General features: G+C 57.9%; 23 protein-coding genes and 1 pseudogene. 12 read left to right on the plus strand and 12 right to left on the minus strand.

Annotated features, from left to right (window positions below; all coding sequences use genetic code 11):
• Positions 1 to 170 precede the first annotated feature (170 nt).
• Positions 171 to 575, minus strand: a complete 405-nt coding sequence (locus tag AC0V6W_RS00005; RefSeq protein WP_486145948.1) for a DUF2177 family protein — start codon at positions 573 to 575, stop codon at positions 171 to 173.
• A 65-nt stretch (positions 576 to 640) separates the two neighbouring features.
• Between AC0V6W_RS00005 and AC0V6W_RS00010 the strand changes: the two genes are divergently transcribed.
• The 9 genes and pseudogenes from AC0V6W_RS00010 (at position 641) to AC0V6W_RS00050 (ending at position 7,814) form a co-directional block, all read left to right on the plus strand.
• Entirely contained in the window at positions 641 to 910 is a 270-nt protein-coding gene (locus tag AC0V6W_RS00010; protein ID WP_486145950.1) for an exodeoxyribonuclease VII small subunit, read from the plus strand.
• A 1-nt stretch (position 911) separates the two neighbouring features.
• Positions 912 to 1,826: a polyprenyl synthetase family protein gene (locus tag AC0V6W_RS00015; RefSeq protein WP_486145952.1), complete on the plus strand. Its 915-nt coding sequence runs from the start codon at positions 912 to 914 to the stop codon at positions 1,824 to 1,826.
• Positions 1,827 to 2,223: 397 nt separating this feature from the next.
• On the plus strand, positions 2,224 to 2,736 hold the full coding sequence (gene coaD / locus AC0V6W_RS00020) for a pantetheine-phosphate adenylyltransferase (RefSeq protein WP_486145954.1): 513 nt from the start codon (positions 2,224 to 2,226) through the stop codon (positions 2,734 to 2,736).
• Positions 2,737 to 2,867: 131 nt separating this feature from the next.
• Positions 2,868 to 3,542, plus strand: coding sequence for a peptidylprolyl isomerase (locus AC0V6W_RS00025; protein ID WP_486151390.1), 675 nt, complete (start codon positions 2,868 to 2,870; stop codon positions 3,540 to 3,542).
• Positions 3,543 to 3,593: 51 nt separating this feature from the next.
• The gene (queA, locus tag AC0V6W_RS00030) at positions 3,594 to 4,631 is read left to right on the plus strand and encodes a tRNA preQ1(34) S-adenosylmethionine ribosyltransferase-isomerase QueA (protein WP_486145956.1); all 1,038 of its coding nucleotides are present in this window, start codon (positions 3,594 to 3,596) and stop codon (positions 4,629 to 4,631) included.
• A 10-nt stretch (positions 4,632 to 4,641) separates the two neighbouring features.
• A pseudogene (locus AC0V6W_RS00035) lies at positions 4,642 to 5,618 on the plus strand (ABC transporter ATP-binding protein).
• Positions 5,618 to 6,385: an ABC transporter permease gene (locus AC0V6W_RS00040; RefSeq protein WP_486151392.1), complete on the plus strand. Its 768-nt coding sequence runs from the start codon at positions 5,618 to 5,620 to the stop codon at positions 6,383 to 6,385. The pseudogene AC0V6W_RS00035 and the gene AC0V6W_RS00040 overlap by 1 nt, the downstream one beginning before the upstream one ends.
• Complete coding sequence (gene tgt, locus AC0V6W_RS00045; protein ID WP_486145958.1) at positions 6,378 to 7,508, plus strand: tRNA guanosine(34) transglycosylase Tgt; 1,131 nt, start codon at positions 6,378 to 6,380, stop codon at positions 7,506 to 7,508. Before AC0V6W_RS00040 ends, tgt begins: the two co-directional genes overlap by 8 nt.
• A gap of 3 nt (positions 7,509 to 7,511) precedes the next feature.
• Complete coding sequence (locus AC0V6W_RS00050; protein WP_486145960.1) at positions 7,512 to 7,814, plus strand: chorismate mutase; 303 nt, start codon at positions 7,512 to 7,514, stop codon at positions 7,812 to 7,814.
• A 93-nt stretch (positions 7,815 to 7,907) separates the two neighbouring features.
• On the opposite strand, the gene rpsD is transcribed toward AC0V6W_RS00050, so the two are convergent.
• From rpsD to AC0V6W_RS00105, 11 genes are all read right to left on the minus strand, one after another.
• The gene (gene rpsD, locus AC0V6W_RS00055) at positions 7,908 to 8,522 is read right to left on the minus strand and encodes a 30S ribosomal protein S4 (protein WP_486145962.1); all 615 of its coding nucleotides are present in this window, start codon (positions 8,520 to 8,522) and stop codon (positions 7,908 to 7,910) included.
• A 179-nt stretch (positions 8,523 to 8,701) separates the two neighbouring features.
• A complete protein-coding gene (locus tag AC0V6W_RS00060) occupies positions 8,702 to 8,956 on the minus strand; it encodes a hypothetical protein (protein ID WP_486145964.1) in 255 nt (84 codons plus the stop codon).
• 122 nt (positions 8,957 to 9,078) lie between these two features.
• Positions 9,079 to 9,816, minus strand: coding sequence for an RNA methyltransferase (locus AC0V6W_RS00065; RefSeq protein WP_486145966.1), 738 nt, complete (start codon positions 9,814 to 9,816; stop codon positions 9,079 to 9,081).
• Between the two features lie 3 nt (positions 9,817 to 9,819).
• Positions 9,820 to 10,296, minus strand: coding sequence for a transcriptional regulator NrdR (gene nrdR, locus AC0V6W_RS00070; RefSeq protein WP_486145968.1), 477 nt, complete (start codon positions 10,294 to 10,296; stop codon positions 9,820 to 9,822).
• A 15-nt stretch (positions 10,297 to 10,311) separates the two neighbouring features.
• The gene (gene glyA, locus AC0V6W_RS00075; protein WP_486145970.1) at positions 10,312 to 11,622 is read right to left on the minus strand and encodes a serine hydroxymethyltransferase; all 1,311 of its coding nucleotides are present in this window, start codon (positions 11,620 to 11,622) and stop codon (positions 10,312 to 10,314) included.
• Entirely contained in the window at positions 11,619 to 12,098 is a 480-nt protein-coding gene (locus tag AC0V6W_RS00080; RefSeq protein WP_486145972.1) for an RpiB/LacA/LacB family sugar-phosphate isomerase, read from the minus strand. Before AC0V6W_RS00080 ends, glyA begins: the two co-directional genes overlap by 4 nt.
• 84 nt (positions 12,099 to 12,182) lie before the next feature.
• Complete coding sequence (gene parA, locus AC0V6W_RS00085) at positions 12,183 to 12,836, minus strand: ParA family partition ATPase (RefSeq protein ID WP_486145974.1); 654 nt, start codon at positions 12,834 to 12,836, stop codon at positions 12,183 to 12,185.
• A gap of 42 nt (positions 12,837 to 12,878) precedes the next feature.
• The gene (locus tag AC0V6W_RS00090) at positions 12,879 to 13,493 is read right to left on the minus strand and encodes a DUF2059 domain-containing protein (RefSeq protein WP_486145976.1); all 615 of its coding nucleotides are present in this window, start codon (positions 13,491 to 13,493) and stop codon (positions 12,879 to 12,881) included.
• 10 nt (positions 13,494 to 13,503) lie between these two features.
• Positions 13,504 to 15,528 carry an RNA polymerase sigma factor RpoD gene (gene rpoD, locus AC0V6W_RS00095; protein ID WP_486145978.1) on the minus strand — a complete coding sequence of 675 codons (2,025 nt, stop codon included), beginning with the start codon at positions 15,526 to 15,528 and terminating at the stop codon, positions 13,504 to 13,506.
• Between the two features lie 9 nt (positions 15,529 to 15,537).
• Positions 15,538 to 17,463, minus strand: coding sequence for a DNA primase (gene dnaG, locus AC0V6W_RS00100; protein ID WP_486145980.1), 1,926 nt, complete (start codon positions 17,461 to 17,463; stop codon positions 15,538 to 15,540).
• A gap of 60 nt (positions 17,464 to 17,523) precedes the next feature.
• Entirely contained in the window at positions 17,524 to 17,976 is a 453-nt protein-coding gene (locus AC0V6W_RS00105) for a GatB/YqeY domain-containing protein (protein ID WP_486145982.1), read from the minus strand.
• Between the two features lie 153 nt (positions 17,977 to 18,129).
• Here AC0V6W_RS00105 and carA point away from each other — a divergent pair, with 153 nt between their 5' ends.
• From carA to carB, 3 genes are read left to right on the plus strand one after another with little or no spacing between them, the layout of a single operon-like run.
• Positions 18,130 to 19,332, plus strand: a complete 1,203-nt coding sequence (carA, locus tag AC0V6W_RS00110) for a glutamine-hydrolyzing carbamoyl-phosphate synthase small subunit (RefSeq protein ID WP_486145984.1) — start codon at positions 18,130 to 18,132, stop codon at positions 19,330 to 19,332.
• Entirely contained in the window at positions 19,332 to 19,865 is a 534-nt protein-coding gene (locus AC0V6W_RS00115) for a hypothetical protein (RefSeq protein WP_486145986.1), read from the plus strand. Before carA ends, AC0V6W_RS00115 begins: the two co-directional genes overlap by 1 nt.
• On the plus strand, positions 19,865 to 23,212 hold the full coding sequence (carB, locus tag AC0V6W_RS00120; RefSeq protein WP_486145988.1) for a carbamoyl-phosphate synthase large subunit: 3,348 nt from the start codon (positions 19,865 to 19,867) through the stop codon (positions 23,210 to 23,212). Before AC0V6W_RS00115 ends, carB begins: the two co-directional genes overlap by 1 nt.
• The last annotated feature ends 24 nt before the right edge of the window (positions 23,213 to 23,236 follow it).

The raw sequence follows: 23,236 nt of genomic DNA on the forward strand, positions 1-23,236 counted from the left end.
CTCTATCCCCGCAAAGGCAAGGATGAAAAACGCCCAATCCACCAATTGCGCGGCCACAAACATGGTGGCGATGCCCGGCCCATTGGCGCGGCGCTGTGTGACAGAGGCGGCGAGGAAAGCGGGAGCGAAATGACCAATAAACATGCTTCCGCTCCCAATCCCTGACCCGTTTAGCTGGTTATCTTAAGCGTTGCCCAGGTGGCAATCGCGCTGGTCGTGCCCGTTGCGAACGCGCCCCAGCAGATATCCATGACACTTATTTTCGTGGCCCATACCTTAAAAACTGCTTGCGAGGTCAAGTCAAAAGTCGCGTAGCATAGCGCGCCGAGCAACGCGCCGTTGAGCAGGGCTTTGGTCCAGTCACCGCTTTCAAGGCCGGGTTTGATGCCAAACCACATCATGCCAAGCAGATAGAAGACATAAAACACTCCGGCTGCGCCCATATTGAAATTATCGGCCATAATCTCGCCGATAATCGGGCGGTACAGATTTGGCCCGGCCCAGCTCAGCCACATCGCATCCATCGCGCCAAAGGTGACGGCGGCAATGCCAAAGGCGATGAGGTAATTTGTCATTTGTCTCTATCCTTCATTCGTCCCGGTCTTGACCGGGTGATATTGCATGTTCAATGCTTGAGCGCATGGATGAGGCAAATAGTTCCGCGCAAAGCGGCGGCGAAATTGAACAGCTCAGCTTTGAAGACGCGTTGATCGCGCTTGAGCAGATCGTGCAGCAGCTGGAGCGCGGCGATGTTCCGCTCGACCAGTCGATCAACCTGTATGAAAAAGGCGAGCGCCTGCGTGAGGCGTGCCAGAAGCGGCTGGATGCAGCCCAGGCGCGGATTGAGAAGATTGTGACGGGCGCAGATGGCGCGCCATCGGGCACTGCGCCGTTCGACAAGGCGGGTTGACGTGGCGTTGCAAGAGGTTGCCAATGATGGGCTCGCAGCTGAGCTAAAACGGGTTCAGGCCGAAGTGGATTCGGTCTTTGATGCGTTTCTACCCGTGCCAGATGACACCAGCGCCCGGCTGGTAGAGGCCATGCGCTATGCCGCGATTGGCGGGGGCAAAAGGGTGCGCCCTTTCCTGCTTGTCAGCACGGCGGAATTGTTCGGCGTGTCGCGCGATGCGGCTTTGCGGGCAGGGGCGGCGATAGAGGCGATCCATGTCTATTCGCTGATCCACGATGATCTGCCGTGCATGGACGATGATGATCTGCGCCATGGAAAGCCAACCCTGCATCACAAATTTGATGAGGCAACCGCTGTGCTCGCCGGGGACGCGCTGCATGCGCTGGCGTTTGAGATTTTGGCCGATAGCGGGACCAGCACCGATCCGTTCACACGCTCAGAATTGATCGCGACACTTGGCCAGGCGAGCGGGATGAGCGGCATGGCAGGCGGTCAGATGATGGATATGGTCGCCGATGAAGAAGGGGTGGAATATGACCTTCAGGCGATCACGCGGCTGCAACAATTGAAAACGGGCGCTTTGCTGGCAGCCAGCGTCGAAATGGGCGCAGTGCTGGGCAAAGTACCGCCCGAAGGCCGCGCGAACCTGCGGGCCTATGCGCGTGACATTGGCCTTGCTTTCCAGATTGCTGATGACCTTTTGGATGTGTCAGGTGATGAGGAAAAGGCGGGCAAAGCGCTGCGCAAGGATGAAAGCCAGGGCAAGCAGACATTTGTGACCCTGATGGGCGCGGACAAAGCCCGCGATCAAGCGCGGATGCTGGTGGATCAGGCGGTAGAAAGGCTTGGTTCCTACGGCACAGAAGCGGATATGCTGCGCGCGCTGGCTCGCTTTATTGTTGAGCGGGACCGGTGAGGGCGCTCTTGGGGGCTTTGGGAGGCTTTGCCCTTTGCAGCTGTGGTGCGTCTGCTGCTGATCAGGAAGTTTTGAGTGATATCTTAGGCCGATCAGACTTGGCTGGCTGCGGGATGTTCGAGCCAAATTTTGCAACTCAGCGAGAGGCTACATCTTCGTTCTTTGGGAATAGCGAGACGTATCAGTTTACAGCAATGATGACGCAGGTTGGTGGTTGCGATGACGAGGAATGGACGAACCATGTAAAGCTTGCTGGATATTCAGACAGTGGGGGCGGGATGTGGGAAAACCAACAAACACAGTGTCTAGCATCGGGCGTGGACAAAAATGGCACTGTTGCCGTTGTTTGTGAAGTGCCATCGCCAGTTGAAAACGTACCAATATGGAGGCCTGGCGAATGACACGCCGCATCGGAATATACCCCGGAACATTCGACCCGATCACTTTGGGCCATGCCGATATCATCCGGCGCGGGGCAAAGTTGGTGGATGATCTTATCATTGGCGTGACCACCAATCCTTCCAAAAACCCGATGTTCACCACCGACGAACGCCTCGCCATGGTCAAGCGCGAAGTGGCGGATATGGGGATCGATAATGTTAAAGTCGTCGGCTTTGATGCGCTGTTGATGAAATTCGCCCGCGCGCAAGGGGCAAGCGTTATCGTGCGGGGCCTTCGCGCTGTGGCTGATTTTGAATACGAATATCAGATGGCGGGCATGAACCAGCAATTGGATGGAGAGATTGAGACCGTCTTTTTGATGGCCGATGTGTCCCTGCAACCCATCGCCTCCAAGCTGGTCAAGGAAATCGCCATTTATGGCGGCGATGTCACTCCATTTGTGAGCGAGCAGATCTGCAAGGATGTGAACGCACGGGTGGAAAAGATCGGCAGGCGCGGTGATTACTAGCGCAGGGGTTATTGGCGCAGGGATTATTAGCGCGGGGATTATTGCCCCCGGCGCTCGCATCATTCATTGAAGTGTCAGCCTGCTCTGGTTAAGACGCGCACATGTTTGAACAAACGATCAAAATTTTTGCCATGCCCAAGACATTTCTCGCCGGAGTGGCCGCGCTCACTTTGGCTTTCAATCCGTCAATTGCATCCGCACAGGACGAAGACGAGGCGCCTACCGCGCCGCGCACCTATGCGCCGATCAATTATGATGTGAGCGCCAATCCCGAAAATGTTTGGGTGCTGGACTTATCCAATGGCGAACGCGTGTCGATCCGCCTGATGCCTGAATGGGCGCCCACGCATGTCGAACGGATCAAGGAACTGACTCGCCGCGGCTTTTACGATGGAATTATTTTCCACCGCGTCATCGATGGATTTATGGCTCAGGGCGGTGATCCAACCGGAACCGGGCAGGGCGGGTCGGAATTGCCCGACCTCGAAGCGGAATTTAACCCCATGCCGCATGTTCGCGGCAGTCTCGCCATGGCCAGGGCTGCGGAAGAAAACAGCGCCAACAGCCAGTTTTTCATCGTGTTTTACCCGCGTTTCAGCCTCGATAAACGCTACACCAATTTTGGCCGCGTGATTGATAATATGGCAGGCGTCGATGCGATCAATAAGGGCGAGCCGCCGCAAAACCCCACGCGCATCGTGCAAGCCTCGCTCGCCAGCGACAACCGCGCCCCGCCAGCGCCGCCTGCTCCCCCTGTGGAAGAGACGATCACGGCTGATCTGCTGAACGCTCCATTGGAGCAATAAGCGTCCTCAGGACTTTCCAGCGCCGCCGCCTGCGATTAGGGGCTTCGGCATATGAAAGTCGATCTGTTTGATTTTGAGCTTCCGCAAGACCGCATAGCGCTGCGCCCCGTGCGCCCGCGCGATGCGGCGCGAATGCTGGTTGTGCGCGGCAGTGATGCCCCATTCCAAGATGCCGGCGTGCGCGATCTGGCGCAGTGTTTGGAACCCGGCGATGTGCTGGTGTTCAATGATACGCGCGTCATTCCGGCTCAATTGGAAGGCCGCCGCGCAGGCGGTGAGGCCAAGATCGGTGCCACTTTGCACAAACGCATCGATTTGCGCCGTTGGCAGGCCTTTGTCCGCAATGCCAAGCGGGTGAAACTGGGCGATCAACTGGTGTTTGGCGGCGGGGTGACGGCAATTGCGGAGCACCGCGCAGACGATGGTTCAATCACGCTTTCTTTCGAAGGTGATGAGCCGGTTGAAGTGCTGCTCGAGCGTGCAGGCACCATGCCGCTGCCGCCCTATATCGCGCAAAAACGCGGCGTGGATGAAGCCGACCTTGAAGATTACCAGACAATGTTTGCGCGGGAGGATGGCGCGGTTGCTGCCCCTACCGCCTCTTTGCATTTCACCGATGCGCTGATCGGCAGTCTCGATGCGCGCGGGATAGCGCGCGAAACGCTTACCTTGCATGTGGGCGCTGGGACGTTTCTGCCAGTGAAAGCGCAGGATACCGACGATCACCAGATGCACAGCGAATTTGGCCGGATCGATGCGGCAACCGCTGAAAGGCTCAACCGGGCCCGCGCCGATGGCCGCCGGGTCATTGCGGTAGGCACCACGTCGCTGCGCCTCCTTGAAAGCGCTGCATCACCCGACCGGACGATCAACGCGTTTGAAGGCGACACCGATATCTTCATCACGCCCGGATACCGGTTCAACGGAGTGGACGGCCTGATGACCAATTTTCACCTGCCCAAATCGACCCTGCTGATGCTGGTGAGCGCGCTGATGGGCCGCGATCGGATGATGGCTGCTTATGCCCATGCGATCGCAAACAAATATCGCTTCTATTCCTATGGTGACTCTTCGTTGCTGCTTCCCTAGGTCCGCTTTCATGTCCGAACCGATCCTTACAATCGAACGCCTGTCCAAGGTTTACAAAGGCGGGGTGCGCGCGCTGGACGATGTCGATCTGAGCATTCGCAAAGGCGAGATTTTCGCGCTGCTTGGTCCTAATGGCGCGGGCAAGACGACATTGATTGGCGCGGTGTGCGGTCTGGTCCGGCCAAGCGGCGGTGTCATCACCGCTTTTGGCCACGATCTATCGCGCGATTGGCGCCGAGCGCGCGCGCTATCGGGCTGGTTCCGCAGGAATTGAGCACGGATATGTTCGATACGGTCTTCCGTACCGTATCCTATTCGCGCGGCCTGTTCGGCCTGGCCCCTGATAAAGCGCGCATCGAAGAGATTTTGAAGAGCCTGTCCTTGTGGGACAAGCGCGATAGCCAGATCCGCGAATTGTCAGGCGGGATGAAACGGCGGGTCTTGATCGCGAAAGCTCTGGCCCATGAACCTGAATTGCTGTTCCTTGATGAGCCGACAGCGGGCGTTGATGTGGAACTGCGCAAAGGCATGTGGCAGCAGATCAGCGCGCTGAAAGAACGCGGGGTCACAATTATCCTCACCACGCATTACATCGAAGAAGCCGAGGAAATGGCAGACCGCGTCGGCATTATTCGCGGCGGCAAAATCCTGATGGTCGATGATAAAGCGGCGATGATGGAACGGCTCGGCACGACAGAGGCGGTGATTGAGCTTGCCACACCGCTGGCCGCCTTGCCGGACGCAATAGCCCACTATCCCGCCGAACTGCGCAACGAAGGGCGCGAGATTTGTTATCGCGGCGGCAATAGCGGCGATGGCAGCGGCAGCGGGCGGGCAGAGGTTGCACAGCTGACCAAGGCATTGATCGGTGCCGGGATAGATTTTGTCGGCATCGACATTCACGACAGCTCATTGGAAGATATTTTCGTCAGCCTGCTTGGCGAGGAAGATCATCCGACCCAAGCCGAACAGGGCAGGGCGGCATGATGGGGTTCAATTTTCGCGGAGCCTGGTCGATCTACAAGCGCGAGTTGATGCGATCCTTGCGCACGGCGTTCCAGTCAATCCTTGCTCCGGTGCTGACGACTGCCTTGTATTTCATCGTGTTCGGGTCCGCGATTGGCAGCCGGATGGAGCCGATTGGCGGGGTGGAATACGCAGCGTTTATCATTCCGGGCCTGCTTATGCTCACCCTGCTGGGGGAGACGACCAGCAATTCCAGTTTCGGCATTTACATGCCGCGCTTTACCGGCACCATTTATGAACTGCTATCCGCACCCGTCGGGGTGGCGGAAACGCTGACCGGATTTGTCGGGGCGGCTGCCACCAAAAGCCTTGTTCTCGCCGCGATCATTCTGGGCACGGCGACCCTTTTCGTGGATTACGAAATAAAGCATCCGCTGTTCGCTTTGGGATATATCATGCTGGTTGCGGCCAGTTTCTCGCTGTTCGGCTTTATCCTTGGGATTTGGGCGGACAGTTTTGAGAAGCTCGGCATTATCCCCGTCCTCATCCTCACGCCGCTTACCTTTCTGGGCGGCACGTTCTATTCGCTCGATATGCTGCCAGCGCCGTGGGACACGATTGCGCTTGCCAATCCGATTGCGTTTCTGGTGAGCGGGCTGCGCTGGACATTCTACGGCACCAGCGATGTGTCGATTCTGGTATCCTTGGGGCTGACATTGGGATTTCTGACTGTGTGTGTTGGCGTGATCGCGTTCATTTTTAAAACTGGGTGGCGGCTGCGTGAGTAAGCGGTTCCAATTCACTCTCCACGCGACAGATGGAAAGGCACGCCGGGGCACTATCGAAATGCACCGCGGCGCAATTGAGACGCCTGCCTTTATGCCCGTGGGCACCGCGGCCACTGTGAAAGCGATGAAGCCGGAAAACGTCCGCGCGCTGGGTGCGGACATCATTCTTGGCAACACCTATCACCTGATGCTGCGTCCGGGGGCTGAACGCATTGCGCGGCTTGGCGGATTGCACCAATTCATGAAGTGGGATCGTCCCATCCTGACCGATTCCGGCGGCTATCAGGTGATGAGCCTGTCTGATCTTAACAAGCTGACCGAAAAAGGCGTTGAATTTCGCAGCCATATTGACGGGTCAAAGCATATGCTGACCCCTGAACGCTCTATGGAAATTCAGCGCCTGCTTGGCTCTGACATCGTCATGGTGTTCGATGAATGCCCGCGTGCAGACCGTCCGCGTGATGAGATCGCAGCCAGCATGGAAATGTCGATGCGCTGGGCAAAGCGCAGCCGCGATGCTTTCGATGAAGGCGGCGAGCATGCGCAGCGATCAGCCCTGTTCGGTATTCAGCAGGGCGCATTGGACGAAGAATTGCGCCGGATCAGCGCTGAGAAACTGGCTGACATTGGCTTTGATGGATATGCGGTGGGGGGACTCGCCGTGGGGGAAGGGCAGGAGGCGATGTTCAGCGTGCTCGATTATGCGCCCGCGCAATTGCCCGCAGACCGCCCGCGCTATCTGATGGGCGTGGGCAAGCCCGATGATCTGGTTGGCGCGGTGGAACGCGGTATCGACATGTTCGATTGCGTGCTGCCAACCCGTTCAGGCCGCAATGGGCAGGCGTTTACCTCGAATGGCACCATAAATCTGCGCAATGCCCGCTTTGCCGAGGATACAGCGCCGCTTGATCCCGCATCCGATTGCGCCGCATCGCGCGATTATTCGAAGGCCTATTTGCACCATTTGCAGAAATCGGGCGAGATCCTGGGGGCGATGCTGGTGACGGAACACAATCTCGCCTTTTACCAAGCCTTGATGCAAAAGATGCGCGATGCCATTGGGCAGGGCACATTTGCTGAATTCGCTGCCGAATTTCGGCGCAACTATTTTGGAAGCTCCTGATAAATGCCCAAATCTCCCGACACTTGTGAAACCATGATCGACGTGCGCGAAGGGGTCGATGCGACTGACAGGGAATTGGTCGCGCTGCTTGATCGGCGCTTTGGCTATATGCGCGCGGCAGCCCGGATCAAACCTGTGCGCGAGGCGGTTCGCGATGAAGAACGCAAAGCCAGCGTGATCGCTGCGGCGGTCGATGATGCAGAGGCGCGCGGCATTCCCTCAGACGTCATTGGCGATATCTGGGAACGGCTTGTCGAAGGTTCGATCCGATATGAATTTGAAATCTGGGATCAAACGCGCGACTGATGCATTTTATAAGCCTCTCTAACGAGGCTCAAAAATGAAAAGGCCCCGCGATCCAATCGGATGGCGGGGCCTTTTTACATAAATGCGCCTGAATTAGCGGGAATAGAATTCGACCACCAGGTTCGGTTCCATCGTCACCGGATAGGGCACTTCGTCAAGCTTGGGCACGCGGCTGAACGCGACTTTGTCATTGCCTTCGGGCACGACATAATCGGGAATTTCACGCTCGGGCAGGCTTTGCGCTTCGATGACCAGCGCCATTTCCTTGGCTTTGCTGCCCAGGCTGATGACATCACCCAGATCGCAGCGACGCGACGGGATGTTGCACTTCACACCGTTCACATAGATGTGGCCGTGGTTCACAATCTGACGCGCGGCAAAGATCGTCGGCGCGAATTTCGCGCGGTAAACGATCATATCAAGGCGGCGTTCGAGCAGACCGATAAGGTTCTGGCCCGTGTCACCCTTCATGCGAGTGGCATCTTTATAGGTGGAGCGGAACTGTTTTTCCGTCACATCGCCGTAATAGCCTTTGAGCTTTTGCTTGGCGCGTAGCTGCAGACCAAAGTCTGACATCTTGCTTTTGCGACGCTGACCGTGCTGGCCGGGGCCATAGGAGCGCTTGTTCACTGGAGAATTGGGACGACCCCAGATGTTTTCGCCCATCCGGCGGTCGAGCTTGTACTTGGCGCTTTTGCGCTTTGACATATGTCTTTCCTTCAATTTTGCTGGATTGCCCGTGTGGCAATCGTTGAACCCGGCATCGCACCACCCAGCCAAAATGCTGGATGGGGCCGCCGCTTCACCGGGGTGCGGAGCCAATTGCGAACGCGCCCCATAACAGGGCTGTTCGTGCAGTCAAGCCGCAGGGTTTGCGCCGCCCGCGATCAGCGCGGATTGTTGAGCGCGCGCCACCCTTCTTCGGTGCGGCACACTTTGGTTTTGCGCCGGCTGCTGGTGTCAAGCCGGACATAGCGGCAGATCACTTTGTCTTTATCGCCAGCGGCGGCTTCGTCCTTGGCGTCTTTGTCCTCGCTCTTGGCTGAAGCTGCGGGTTTCGCCTCATCAGGCTCAAATGCATTGGCAGGGGCAAAAGCGAAAGGTGCAGCCAGCAGGATTGCGGCGAAAATGGGAGATTTCATCAAAGTTCTCACAAAGATAGGGGGAGGGGTGGTGCTACCCAGTGCGCAAGGGCCTGTCCATCGCCCGTTTGCCAATCGCTGAAACTTGCCCAGCCGCGTTGCCCCCTCACCACACAGCCCGCTTAGCGTGGGCCGCGCTCCAACGTGCTCAAAATCCCGCGCAAGGTCCGCACCTCAAGGTGGTTCCACCCCGGCTTTGTCAGAACGGTGCGCAAAGTGCGCTGCGTCGCCTCGCGGCGGGCCTCGGGCAGGAAATAGCCACACGGATCGAGCAGCTTTTCAAAATGCGCGATCAACCCTTCAAGGTCATGCTGCGGGGCAGGGGGCAGCGCCTCTTCCTCCGCAGTGGGCTGGACCAGATCGCCAGCATCCGCCTGTTCGCGCCCGATCCGCGCCCATTCATAAGAGGCAAGGATCACCGCCTGCGCGAGATTGAGCGATCCAAATTCAGGATTGATCGGCACAGTGAGAATGTGCCGCGCCAGCGCAACATCGCCCGTTTCCAATCCTGATCGCTCTGGCCCGAACAGGATTGCGTGGCGGCCTGCTTTGCTGTGGATCAGGCGCGCTGCCTCATCCGCGCCCACCACCGGCTTTGTCACGCCGCGTTTGCGCACCGTGGTGGCATAGACATGCTCGCAATCCGCGACCGCCTCAGCAGTGTTGGCGAACACCTCGGCGCGGTCCAGCACGATGTCCGCCCCTGCCGCCGATGGCCCTGCCGATGGGTTCGGCCAGCCATCGCGCGGCTCAACCAGGCGCATCTCAGTCAGCCCAAAATTGAGCATTGCGCGCGCTGCCTTGCCGATATTCTCGCCCAATTGCGGGCGGACCAGCACGATGACAGGCTTGCTGGCCATGCCTTAATCCTTGGCCGCTTCGGCGACAGTGCTCGCAAATTCCTCAAAATCGCGCGCTTCTGAAAAGTCGCGGTAAACGGAGGCAAAGCGGATATAAGCAACGCTGTCGATCCCGCGCAGCCCGTCCATGACCAGTTCGCCAATCCGTGCAGAGGGCACTTCGGCGTCGCCTGCGGTTTCCACCTGGCGCTGAATGCCCGAGACGAGGCGGTCGATTTGTTCCTGGCTCACACCGCGCTTGCGGCAGGCGAGCGCGACGGATCGGTCAAGTTTGGTCCGGTCAAACGGTTCGCGCCGGGCATCCTCGCCGTCCTCGCCCGCTTTCACCACCACAACCTCGCGCAATTGCACGCGTTCAAAGGTGGTGAAGCGCGCCCCGCATGAATTGCACTGGCGCCGCCTGCGGATAGAGGTGTTGTCCTCTGTCGGCCGGCTGTCTTTTACCTGTGTGTCTTCATTGGCGCAAAAGGGGCAACGCATGATGGGCGGCGGCGATCAAGCGTCAGGATAGACGGGGAAGGCCGCGCACAATTTGGCGACTTCGCCGCGCACGCGCTCTTCGACCTGGCCGTTGCCTTCGGGGCCATTCTTGGAGAGCCCTTCGACCACTTCGGCGATCAGCGCCCCGATCTGGCGGAATTCCGCAGGGCCAAAACCGCGCGTTGTGCCCGCTGGCGTGCCCAGCCTGACACCGCTAGTGATAAACGGAGAGCGCGTATCGAACGGAATGCCGTTTTTGTTGCAGGTAAGCCAGGCGCGATCGAGGCCTTTTTCCGCGTCCTTACCGGTCACGTCTTTCGCCGTCAGATCAACCAACATGGAATGGTTGTCTGTTCCGCCTGAACAAATTCGCAGGCCGTTCTCTTCAAGGCTTGCTGCGAGCGCGCGCGCGTTTTCCACGATGCGGTGCGCATAGGTTTTGAAATCGGGCCGAAGCGCTTCGCGGAAAGCCACCGCTTTGGCGGCGACCACATGCATCAAAGGTCCGCCTTGCAGACCGGGGAACACCGCCATGTTCAGCGGTTTTGTGTATTTCTCGTCATTCCACAGGATGATGCCCGAACGCGGCCCGCGCAGGGATTTGTGCGTGGTCGAAGTGACGATATCGCAATGCGGGAAAGGCGAGGGATGCGCGCCGCCTGCAACAAGGCCGGAAATATGGCTCATATCGCAGAGCAAAATGGCGCCCACCTCATCGGCAATGGCGCGGAATGCGGCAAAATCCCATTGACGCGAATAGGCCGTGCCGCCGCAAATGATCAGCTTGGGCTTGTGTTCGCGCGCCGTTGCGGCAACCGCGTCCATATCAATCATCTCGTCTTCCCGACGCACACCGTAGCTGACAGGGTTGAACCATTTGCCAGACATATTGACGGGCGAACCGTGTGTGAGGTGCCCGCCAGAATTGAGATCCAGCCCCATAAAGGTGTCGCCCGGCTGAAGCATAGCGAGGAACACGGCCTGATTCATTTGGCTGCCGCTGTTCGGCTGAACATTGGCAAAATTGCATCCAAACAATTGCTTGGCGCGGTCTATTGCCAAGGTTTCTACCACATCGGCATAATCGCAGCCGCCGTAATACCGCTTACCCGGATAGCCTTCTGCATATTTGTTGGTGAAGACGCTGCCTGTCGCCTCCAGCACCGCTTTCGAAGCGATGTTTTCAGATGCGATCAGCTCGATCTTATCCTGCTGGCGCGCCAGTTCCTTGCCAATCGCTGCTGCGATTTCCGGATCGGCGGCTGCCAGATCATCGTTCCAGAATGCATCCATAGGGTTGAGTACGTCTGACGGGGCTGTGCTCATTGGAGGGTCTCAATTGTATCAGAGTGAACAGGCGGATGACCGAGCTTTGCAACCCGGCGTTGATGGCGACCTTCAGGATTGCCTTTGTCGGCAAATTCGGTCCCTAGGAAAGCAGATACGCAGGCTTTGGCCATTTCGATGCCAATTATCCGCGCGCCAAGGGCGATACAATTCGCATCATTGTGTTCCCGGGACAAAGCAGCGGACAAAGGTTCCGCTACCAAAGCGCAGCGCACAGCGGGATGGCGGTTGACGCTGATTGATATGCCGATGCCGCTGCCGCACAGAGCAACGCCTGCTTCAGCGACGCCCTCGGCCAAGACTTCGGCGAGCTTATATCCATAATCGGGGTAATCGACGCTTTCGCCCGCGTCGGGGCCTAAGTCGGCAACTTCGTGACCCGATTCGATAAGCCATTCGATAAGATCGGCTTTCAGGTCCGTTGCGGCGTGGTCTGATGCTATAGCGATGCGCATGGGCGCTACATAGTGGGTGCAGGCGCAATGCTCCACCCCGGATATTGCGGTTTTAGACCGAGTTTTGCGTTGTTCGCCGCCCAGCTACTCTTTCGCGGCCTTTTTCAGCTCTTTGCTGAGCCATTTCCATAGCTTGTCGATCTCTTTGGCGGCTTTGCTGTCCGGGTTGATTTCTGCTGCGGTTTCGCCCTTGGCGCTGGAGCGGTGGAAAGCGGCGCGGTCACCCAGTTCCACCGGGCAGACTTTCAGGCCGATTTCCTTCGCCGCGTCCTTGGCTTCGGCAGAGATTTTGGTTGCGCCCGATGGCACCGCGTTCAGAATCACAAAAGCAGGAGTGTTTGCAAAATTCACCAGATCCGCAATCGGCTCCAGCGCAGCGAGATCAAAGGCGCGCGGCTTTGTTGGGATCAGGACGATATCGGCCGCCTTGATCGCCTCTCGCGCGGCGGCATCGGCATGGGGCGGGGTGTCGATGACGATAAAGTCCACGCCCTGTTTCTTGGCGCTTTCGATGGTGCGGCCAAGCCGGGCAGGGGGCGCGGTCACGACAACGGGCAGGAAATCCCCGCGCCAATCAGACCAGGCGGCAGCGGTTGCCTGCGGATCGGTGTCAATCACGCAGCTTTCATGCTTAGCCTGCGCCGCACGCGTAGCGAGGTGGACAGCGAGAGTGGTTTTGCCAGACCCGCCTTTTTGACTGGCGATGGCTATAATCTTAGGGGCGATTGTCGTTGGCATTTTGCATTCCCCGCCGCAAAAGCGAACCCTGTATCAGCTCGATCAGTTGGAAGCGCCAACTCCGGCCTTTTCAAGGCGTTCGACCACGTCAGGGTTGTCTTGCAGATATTGGACGACTTCCTGAGCAAGCGCCGCTGAGCGTTCCTGCGAAAGCTGGGACACGTCCTGAAAAAACGTCCTGTTGGTTTCCGCAACGATGGGATCGTTCAAGAGCTGCTGCGAGCTGGAAAAGTAACGCCGGCCGCTTTCGGTTTCTGCAAAGGCGCGGATGTCTTGGAGCTCGCTCAGCGAAAATTCGCGTGTGTAAGCAATCGCGGTGGAATCGAGCATGCTGGGCAAATGTTTTACGATCACCGGGCGCATGGTCTCAGACAGATCGGCCAAGAACTGGTCCATGATCGCCCGAATGCCCGGTTCTTCAAAAACGGGGCCCTGCATCATCCCTTGGGCTGCCTGTTCGCCCATCGATGTCGCCATTGCGAGCATTGTTTCCTCGCGTGTTTCTGCTGGAAACATCACCTCGATAATGGCCTGTGCTTCCACCAGCTCATCAGTTGGCGCTTCGTAAGCCGCGTCCTGAGCGAGCGCAGGCGAAGCCAGCGGCAGAGTGATCGCAGCAGCCATTGGCAGCGCAAACCGGGTGAATGCTTTCATCATGTTGCCTTTCTCACTGATCCAGGAACGAGCGCATTTTGCGGCTGCGCGATGGATGTTTTAGCTTGCGCAAAGCTTTCGCCTCAATCTGCCTGATCCGTTCGCGTGTCACGGAGAATTGCTGGCCAACCTCTTCCAAGGTGTGGTCGGTGTTCATCCCGATGCCGAAACGCATACGCAGCACGCGTTCTTCGCGCGGGGTGAGCGAGGCTAGGACGCGAGTGACCGTTTCCTTCAGGTTAGCCTGAATGGCGGCATCCACAGGGATGATCGCGTTCTTGTCCTCGATGAAATCACCCAGATGCGAATCTTCCTCGTCCCCGATGGGGGTCTCAAGGCTGATGGGCTCTTTGGCGATTTTCATCACCTTGCGCACTTTTTCAAGCGGCATGGAAAGGCGCGCTGCCATTTCCTCTGGGGTCGGCTCGCGGCCTTCCTCGTGGAGGAACTGGCGGCTTGTGCGCACGAGTTTGTTGATCGTCTCGATCATGTGCACCGGAATACGGATCGTGCGGGCTTGGTCAGCGATAGATCGCGTGATCGCCTGCCTGATCCACCATGTCGCATAGGTCGAGAATTTGTAACCGCGGCGATATTCGAATTTATCGACCGCTTTCATCAGGCCGATATTCCCTTCCTGAATAAGGTCGAGGAATTGCAGGCCGCGATTGGTGTATTTTTTGGCGATGGAGATCACGAGACGGAGGTTGGCTTCCACCATTTCCTTCTTCGCGATGCGCGCCTCACGCTCGCCTTTTTGCACCATGTTCACGATGCGGCGAAATTCGGGAAGCGCCATGCCGGTGTTCGCTGCAATATCAGCGATTTCGGTGCGGATGCGTTCGATGGCGGAGGCTTCTTTCTCAGCGAAAGCGGCCCATTTCTTATCTTTTTTGGCGTTGGCGTAAATCCAGCTGTCATCGAGCTCATTGCCAACATAGCTTTTGAGGAAATCGATCCGTTTGATCTTATGACGCTCCGCCAAACGCAGCATCTGGCCGCCCAGCGCGGTGAGGCGGCGATTGAAAGCATAGAGGTTGTCGACCAGAAATTCGATTTTCGTGGCGTGGAACTGCATGCTTTCCACCTCAGCAGTCAGCTCATCGCCAAGATTTTCGTATTTCTTCTCTTTCGCCTTGGGAAATTCATTGCCAACCGCCAAAGTGTCGACGCGCTCAGCCTGCAATTTCTCAAAGGTTTTGAACAGCTTGGTGATGCGCGCAAATCGTTCGATCGCATCGGGTTTAAGCGCGGCTTCCATCTGCGCGAGTGAAAGAGTGTTGTCCTCTTCCTCTTCATCGTCGCGCTTTTTCTCAGAGCCTTCGCCCTCTTCGCCGTCTTCGCCTTCCTCTTTGTGATCCTCGACCTCTTCATCCTCGCGGATGGTGGGGCCAGCGGTCTCTTCAGAGATTGTGCCGTCGTCTTCCTCGTTCTCCTCCTCCATCTTGTCTGGCGGAGGTTCCTTGGAAAGCATGGCGTCCAGGTCAAGGATTTCGCGCAATTGCATGTCTTCTGCATTGAGCGCTTCGGACCATTGGATGATCGCGTGGAACGTGATCGGGCTTTGGCACAGGCCCATGATCATCATGTCGCGGCCGGATTCGATCCGCTTGGCAATCGCGATCTCACCTTCCCGGCTGAGCAGTTCCACCGCGCCCATTTCGCGCAGATACATGCGCACCGGATCATCGGTGCGGTCACCGGTTCCGGTTTTCTTGGCCGCAGGCTTGGCATCTTTTTTGGCGTCTTTCTTGTCGCCAGCACCAACCTGCATTTCTTCCACTTCGGATTCGGCTTCCGCCTCGGCCTCTGCTTCCTCGTCATTCTCGACGATCTGCACGCCCATTTCCGACAGAGCGGTCTGGACATCTTCGATCTGGTCGGGGCTCATTTCACCTGAAGGCAAAGCTTCGTTCAGCTCGTCATAGGTGACATAGCCTTTCTTCTTTGCCTTGGTGATGAGCTTTTTGATTGATGCCTCATTGAGGTCAATCAGCGGAGCATCTTCTTTATCCTGAGATTTCGCGCTCGTTGCCATATATCGCTATCAATCCATTGCCCGGTCTTGAGCAGAACCGTCTGCCCGCGCCGATGTTAATTCCGATGCTGCCTGATCGGCAGCCAGGGTGGTGTCACTTTCGTCGCTATCGGCAGGAGAGGCGTTGCGCCGTCCAAACGCTTTCAAACGATCATTAACTAAAGTCAGCTGTGTGCGGAGCCGTTCCTGTTCAGCAAAGGCCCCTTCGGGATCCTCATCAAAACGCGCGACCGTTGCTGCCATAGCAGCTTCGAGCGCTGGCTTTTGGGCCAGCAGCGACACAGCTTCAGCCAGTTGATCGCGCGCTTCAGCGGGTTGGGCGCCGTCTCGGAGAAAGGCGTATTTACGAGTATCCGCTGGGGCGATTTGGCCTTGATCTAAGGATATGGCCATTTCGCTGCCTGAATCAAGGGTGTCTGACAGGTCTATCAGCGATTCTATTGCAGCTGTGCTTTGCGGGTCGGCCTGAGCGAGCTGGATCAGCTCGCGGGAATGGCGCTCTATCTGGTCGGGATGGCGCAGGAATCCGGCGAGCACGGCCTTTAAAAGATTGTTATCGAGGCTGTTCGCCAAAACCCCCTGAAGCGCAGCGCGCGCGTCGTTGGATAAACGGGCAGGGGCCATAGCCTTGCCGCGCCATTCGCCTTTGTTCATTTTGCGCGGTTCGCGCGGGGGATAGGCGAATGCTGAAAACCGATCGAGCAATTCACGCCGGTACAGCGCTTTGATGTCGCCATCGGCAATTGTATCGACATGCTGCATCAGCCGCGCTTTCAACCCCGCTTTCGCTTCGGGTGTATCGAGCGATTGGGCATCGCGTTCGGCAATCCAGATCGCATCGAGCAGGCTTTGCGGATTGGCCAGCAGCTTTTCCATCGCGTGCGCGCCTTGCTGTTTGACAAGGTCATCCGGATCAAGGCCTGCGGGCAATCGCACTATGCCAAGCGAGCGCATCGGGGCAAGCATGGGCAAAGCGCGCGATATGGCCCGCATAGCAGCGCGCTGACCGGCTTGGTCTCCGTCAAAGCACAGGATTGGCACTTCAACCATGCGCCACAGCATTTCGAGCTGCGTTTCAGTAAGGGCAGTGCCAAGCGGCGCAACACTGTCGGTAAAGCCAGCCTGATGCAGCGCGACGACATCCATGTAACCCTCAACCACGATCACGCGGCCCGTCTGGCGCGAGGCGGTGGAGGCGCGGTGGAGGTTGTAAAGCGTGCGGCCCTTGTCAAACAGCGGCGTATCAGGCGAATTGAGATATTTCGCCACGCCGTCGCGCTTGGCCAGAATGCGCCCGCCAAACGCGATCACCCGTCCGCGCGCATCCTGAATGGGCAGCATCACCCGCCCGCGAAACCTGTCATAGGAGCTGCTATCATCGGTGTTGATGCGCATTCCGCTTGTCGCAAGCATTTGGTCATCATATCGGGCAAGGGCACGGTGCAAAGCCTGCTTGCTCTCAGGCGCATAGCCAAAGCCAAATTCGTTGAGAACCTCGCGCGTCAGGCCGCGCCGTTTGAGATAATCGAGCGCCTCGCGCCCATCCGCGCCGCGTAAGTTATCGACAAACCAATCCTGCGCGGCAGTGGTCACATCGACAAGCTCCGCGCGTTTCTCCGCCTTCTTGGCTGCGACAGGATCGGGCGCAGGCACTTCCATGCCCGCTTCAAGCGCGAGTTCCTTGATCGCATCCATAAAGCCAAGCCCGCGTTGCTCGATCATCCATGTGATGACATCGCCATGCGCGCCGCAGCCAAAGCAGTGATAGAACTGCTTTTGATCGTTCACGTAAAAGCTGGGTGTTTTCTCATCATGAAACGGGCAGCACCCGGCCCATTCGCGCCCCTTTTTGACGATTTTGGTCGTGCGCTGAACAATGGTGGACAAGGTCACGCGCGCGCGCAGTTCGTCTTTCCATTGCGGGGTGATGGCCATAACGACAAAATGCGCCCGCCGCGCTCGCAATTCAAGCGGGGCGTGTGAATATGTCTGTGGTCAAGACAGCGCGGCTTTCACCATTCCGCTCGCCAGCTTGCCGTCCAGCACGGCGCCATGGCGCTTTTTCAATTCGCCCATCACGCTACCTATATCTTTCATGGAGGACGCGCCAAGCTCGGTTTTGATCGCATCAATGGCGGCTGCGGTTTCTGCCTCGCTCATCATCTGGGGCAGGAATTCCTCGATCACGCCAAGCTCTGCCTGCTCATTTGCTGCGAGTTCAGCGCGGCCGCCTTTTTCGTACATCTCAATCGATTCGCGGCGCTGCTTGGCCATCTTTTGCAAGACACTGGTGACCAGCGCATCATCGTCGATGTCCTTGCCAGAGGTGCGCTCTTCGATATCGCGGTCCTTAATCTTGGCCGATATCTGGCGAAGGGTCGCGGTGCGCTCTTTCTCTTTCGCTTTCATTGCGGTGATGGTGGCGGCTTTGATGTCGTCTCGGATCATGGCTGTTTTCAAACTTTGCTGTGGATGAGTGGATGCATAAGCGCGGCCTAACGCACATTGCGATGGAAACCTAGGTTGACGCGGGCCATGTGCAAGCTTAGCCGGTGAGACTTAGCGACATTGCTGGAAAAACCTTTTTGAACGGAGCGCCCCATGGCCCCATCCGCCACTCCCCCTGCGCAGCCTGACGGCGCGACAGGTTGTCTTGTTCTGGCCGATGGCAGCGTGCTGTGGGGCCGCGGATTTGGGGCATCTGGCACAGCCGTTGGCGAGGTGTGCTTTAACACCGCGATGACCGGCTATCAGGAAGTGATGACCGACCCGTCTTACGCGGCGCAGATTGTCACGTTCACATTCCCGCATATCGGCAATGTCGGAACCAACAGCGAAGATGTGGAAAGCGCTGTGGATAAGTCTGTAGAAAGCGCAGTGGGCTGCATCACGCGCGAGGATGTCACCGCGCCCTCGAATTTTCGCAGCATGGATGGCTTTACCGATTGGATGGCGCGCCATGGCAAAATTGGCCTGTCCGGCATTGATACGCGCAGCTTAACCCGGCGTATCAGGAAATCGGGCGCTCCCAATGCAGTGATTGCGCATAACACATCGGGCCAGTTTGATATTCCCGCTCTGCTTGCTCAAGCGCAGGATTGGGCTGGGCTTGAAGGGATGGACCTTGCTGCGCGCGCAACCCGGCAAGCTTTGCAGAAATGGGAAGGCGGGTATTGGCGGCTTGGCACAGGCTATGGCCGAGCGGATTGGTCGAACAAGCCGCATGTGGTCGCGATTGATTACGGGGCAAAAGACAACATCTTCCGCAATCTGGCGCGGGCAGGGGCGCGTGTGACGGTGGTGCCTGCTAAAACAGCGCTGGAAGAGATCCTCGCGCTGGACCCTGACGGCGTGTTCCTGTCCAACGGCCCCGGCGATCCGGCGGCAACAGGGGTTTATGCAGTGCCGGTTATCAAGGCTCTGCTCGAACGCGATGTGCCGATGTTCGGCATTTGCCTCGGCCACCAGATGCTCGCATTGGCAGCGGGCGCAAAAACGGTAAAAATGCACCAGGGCCACCGCGGTGCAAACCATCCCGTGCAGCGCGTGGGCGAAGGCTGGGGTGAGAGCGCCGGTGTGGTCGAGATCACCAGCATGAACCACGGCTTTGCCGTCGATGCGAACACTTTGCCCGATACGCTGGAGCAAACCCATGTGAGCCTGTTCGACGGCTCCAATTGCGGGATCGCAGTCAAAGGCAAGCGCGCATTCGGCGTGCAATACCACCCCGAAGCATCCCCGGGCCCGCAGGACAGCTTCTACCTGTTCGAGAAGTTTGTCGGGGGGCTGGGGGATCAGCCATAATGCGCGTGCGCCTCGCCATCCTCCTTTTGCCCTTAACTCTCCCGGCTTGCTCCATCCTCTTCCCCGAAGACTGGCGCGATGTTGCCGAATCCACCGATGAGTGCATCGCGCGCATGGCCTCGACCACGTCGGCGCGTGATTTTCGCAATGCGGGGATTGATAGCGGGGTTTGGGTGCCGACCTTCACTTATGACATCACCAAGCTTGATCTGGATGCAATCAATGCGCTCAGCGTGGCGGGCAGTGATGAAAAGGCGGGGCGGCGCAATATGACCAGCACCAACGAAACCTCCACCGCTGTCGATCAATTCATGGCGCAATCAGTCGATGAAAAAGGCGCGTTTTTCCTTGGCAAAGACCCCGCGCTTTACCGAGTGCGCGGCGCGGCCGTGTCGCATGATGCAATCGTGCGCGCCGGGTGCGAGCGCCAGCAGGATGGCATGCGGCTGATCGCTTTCACCGTGAGCGCACCCGCCGCTAAGCCGGCTTCCAAGCCCAATTCAGACACCTCGAATGATGAGACCCCTCAATAATGCCCAAGCGTAACGACATATCCTCAATCCTCGTCATTGGCGCTGGTCCCATCATTATCGGGCAGGCGTGTGAGTTTGATTATTCGGGCACACAGGCGATCAAGGCACTGAAAGAGGAGGGGTACCGCGTCGTTCTGGTCAACAGCAATCCAGCGACCATCATGACCGACCCGGAATTTGCCGACGCGACTTACATAGAACCGATCACGCCAGAAGTTGTCGCCAAGATTATCGCCAAGGAAAAGCCCGATGCTCTGCTGCCGACCATGGGTGGGCAAACAGCGCTCAACTGCGCTCTGGCACTTGATGAAATGGGTGTGCTGACCGAGCACGGGGTCGAGATGATCGGCGCCAAGGCGGACGCGATCGACAAGGCGGAAAACCGCCAGCGCTTCCGCGAGGCGATGGATTCGATCGGTCTGGAAAGCGCGCGTTCGGGTGTGGCAAACACGCTGGAAGAAGCGCGCGTGATTTTGGAGCGCACAGGTCTTCCCTCAATCATCCGGCCCAGCTTTACCCTAGGCGGCACGGGCGGGGGGATCGCTTACAACAAGGCCGAATTTGACAAGATCGTGTCCGAGGGCCTCGATGCCTCGCCCACAACCGAAGTGCTGATCGAAGAATCGCTGCTCGGCTGGAAAGAATACGAAATGGAAGTCGTCCGCGACAAAGCGGACAATGCGATCATCATCTGCTCGATTGAGAATGTCGATCCGATGGGGGTTCACACCGGCGATTCCATAACGGTCGCGCCCGCTTTGACGCTGACGGACAAAGAATATCAGATCATGCGCAACGCCTCGCTCGCCTGCCTGCGCGAGATTGGCGTGGAAACCGGCGGATCGAATGTGCAGTTTGCGGTCAATCCGGCAGATGGCCGGCTTATCATCATCGAGATGAACCCGCGCGTGTCGCGCTCCTCGGCGCTTGCATCCAAAGCAACCGGTTTTCCCATCGCCCGCGTCGCGGCGAAACTGGCGGTCGGATACACTCTGGATGAGATCACCAATGAGATCACCGGAGCAACGCCCGCCAGTTTCGAGCCGACTATTGACTATGTCGTGACCAAGATCCCGCGCTTTGCGTTTGAGAAATTCAAAGGCGCGCAGGCATCGCTTTCGACCGCGATGAAATCGGTGGGCGAGGTGATGGCGATAGGGCGCAATTTCTCCGAATCGATGCAAAAGGCACTGCGCGGGCTGGAAACAGGGCTCGACGGTTTCAACCGGGTGCGAGAGCTTGAAGGCGTGTCGCGCGATGTCGTCACGGCGGCCATCACCAAGCGCACGCCTGATAGGCTGTTGAAAGTGGCCCAGGCCATGCGCGAGGGATTGAGCGTTGAGGAAATTGGTGCGCTTACCGGCTATGATCCCTGGTTCCTTCGCCAGATTGAGGCGATTATTGCTGCTGAGGCGGATATTGCGACAAACGGTCTGCCCCAGGATGCGCAAGGTTTGCGGCGGCTGAAATCCATGGGTTTCTCCGATCAAAGGCTCGCCAATCTTGCCGTCCGCTCTGTCGGAGTGAAAGGCGGGCTAGCTGAAACGCAGGCGCGCCGGTCTGGGCTGCTGCACGATGCGCTTCAGGCGATGGCCGGGGCCACCAGCGAAGACGAAGTGCGCGCGCTGCGCCAGCGGCTTGGTGTGCTGCCCGTGTTCAAGCGGATCGACAGCTGCGCCGCTGAATTCGAGGCGATCACGCCGTATATGTATTCAACCTACGAAGCGCCGAGCTTTGGTGAAGCCGAGTGCGAGGCCGCACCGTCTGACCGGCGCAAGGTTGTCATCCTGGGCGGCGGACCGAACCGGATCGGGCAAGGGATCGAGTTTGACTATTGCTGCGTGCATGCCTGCTTTGCGTTGGGCGAGGAATGGCCAAAGGGTGCCAATCCTGCCGAAGCATTCGAGACCATCATGGTCAATTGCAATCCCGAAACGGTCTCAACCGATTACGACACGTCCGACAGGCTGTATTTTGAGCCGCTGACAGGCGAGGATGTTCTCGAAATCCTCCGGGTTGAACAACAATCGGGCGAGCTTGTCGGTGTGATCGTGCAGTTTGGCGGGCAGACCCCATTGAAACTCGCTCAGGCTTTGGAGGATGCGGGCATTCCGATCCTTGGCACCAGCCCTGATGCGATTGACCTTGCCGAAGACCGCGAACGCTTTGCCAAACTGGTCAATCAGCTGGGTCTTAAACAGCCCGATAACGGCATCGCTTATAGCCGTGATGAAGCCGCCGCTGTCGCTGCGCGGATCGGTTATCCGGTGCTACTGCGCCCATCCTATGTACTGGGCGGGCGAGCGATGGAAATCGTCGATTCCGAAGCGCAATTGGATGACTACATGCGCACAGCCGTCCAGGTGTCAGGCGAAAGCCCGGTGCTGGTCGATCAATATCTGCGCGATGCGATTGAATGCGATGTCGATGCTTTGTGCGATGGCAATGAAGTGCGCATTGCAGGCGTGATGCAGCATATTGAGGAAGCCGGGGTTCATTCAGGCGACAGCGCTTGCACTTTGCCCGCCTATTCGCTGCCCGCTGATATTATTGCAGAAATGGAGCGGCAGGCCGAAAGTCTTGCCATGGCGCTCGGTGTGCGCGGATTGATGAATGTTCAGTTCGCGGTGAAAGAGGGCGAAGTTTATCTTATCGAGGTGAACCCGCGCGCCAGCCGCACAGTCCCCTTTGTCGCCAAAGCCATCGGACAGCCCGTCGCTAAAATTGCCGCGCGCGTGATGGCGGGCACTCCATTGAGCGAATTTGAACCGTTCAAGCGCGATCTTGAATATATGGCGGTGAAAGAGGCGGTGTTCCCCTTCAGCCGTTTCCCCGGATCCGATCCTGTTTTGACCCCTGAGATGAAATCAACGGGCGAAGTGATGGGGATTGATCGCAATTTTGACACCGCATTTCTTAAATCTCAAATGGGCGCAGGCATGGTCCTGCCGACATCCGGCACTGTGTTTGTATCGGTCAAGAACACCGACAAATCAGTTATCCTGCCGGGCGTAAAAAGCCTTCTTGAACAAGGGTTTGATGTCGTCGCCACCGCTGGCACCCAAGCGTATCTGGCGCAGCAGGGTTTGGATGTTGAGCGGGTGAACAAGGTCGCCGAAGGGCAGCCGCATATTGTTGACCGGATCATTGATGGCGACATCGCCTTGATCTTCAACACGACCGAGGGGTGGCAGTCTTTGCTCGACAGCAAATCAATCCGGCAGGCCGCTTTGGAGAACAAAGTGCCCTATTACACCACCGCTGCGGCATCGATCGCATCGGTGGGAGCAATCAGCACAATTTCGCAGGAACTTGAAGTTCGTTCTCTTCAGGACTATTACAGCTAGGCAATTGCAGCCCTTTTCCGACAT

This window comes from Erythrobacter sp. JB1-7 (genome assembly GCF_057365015.1).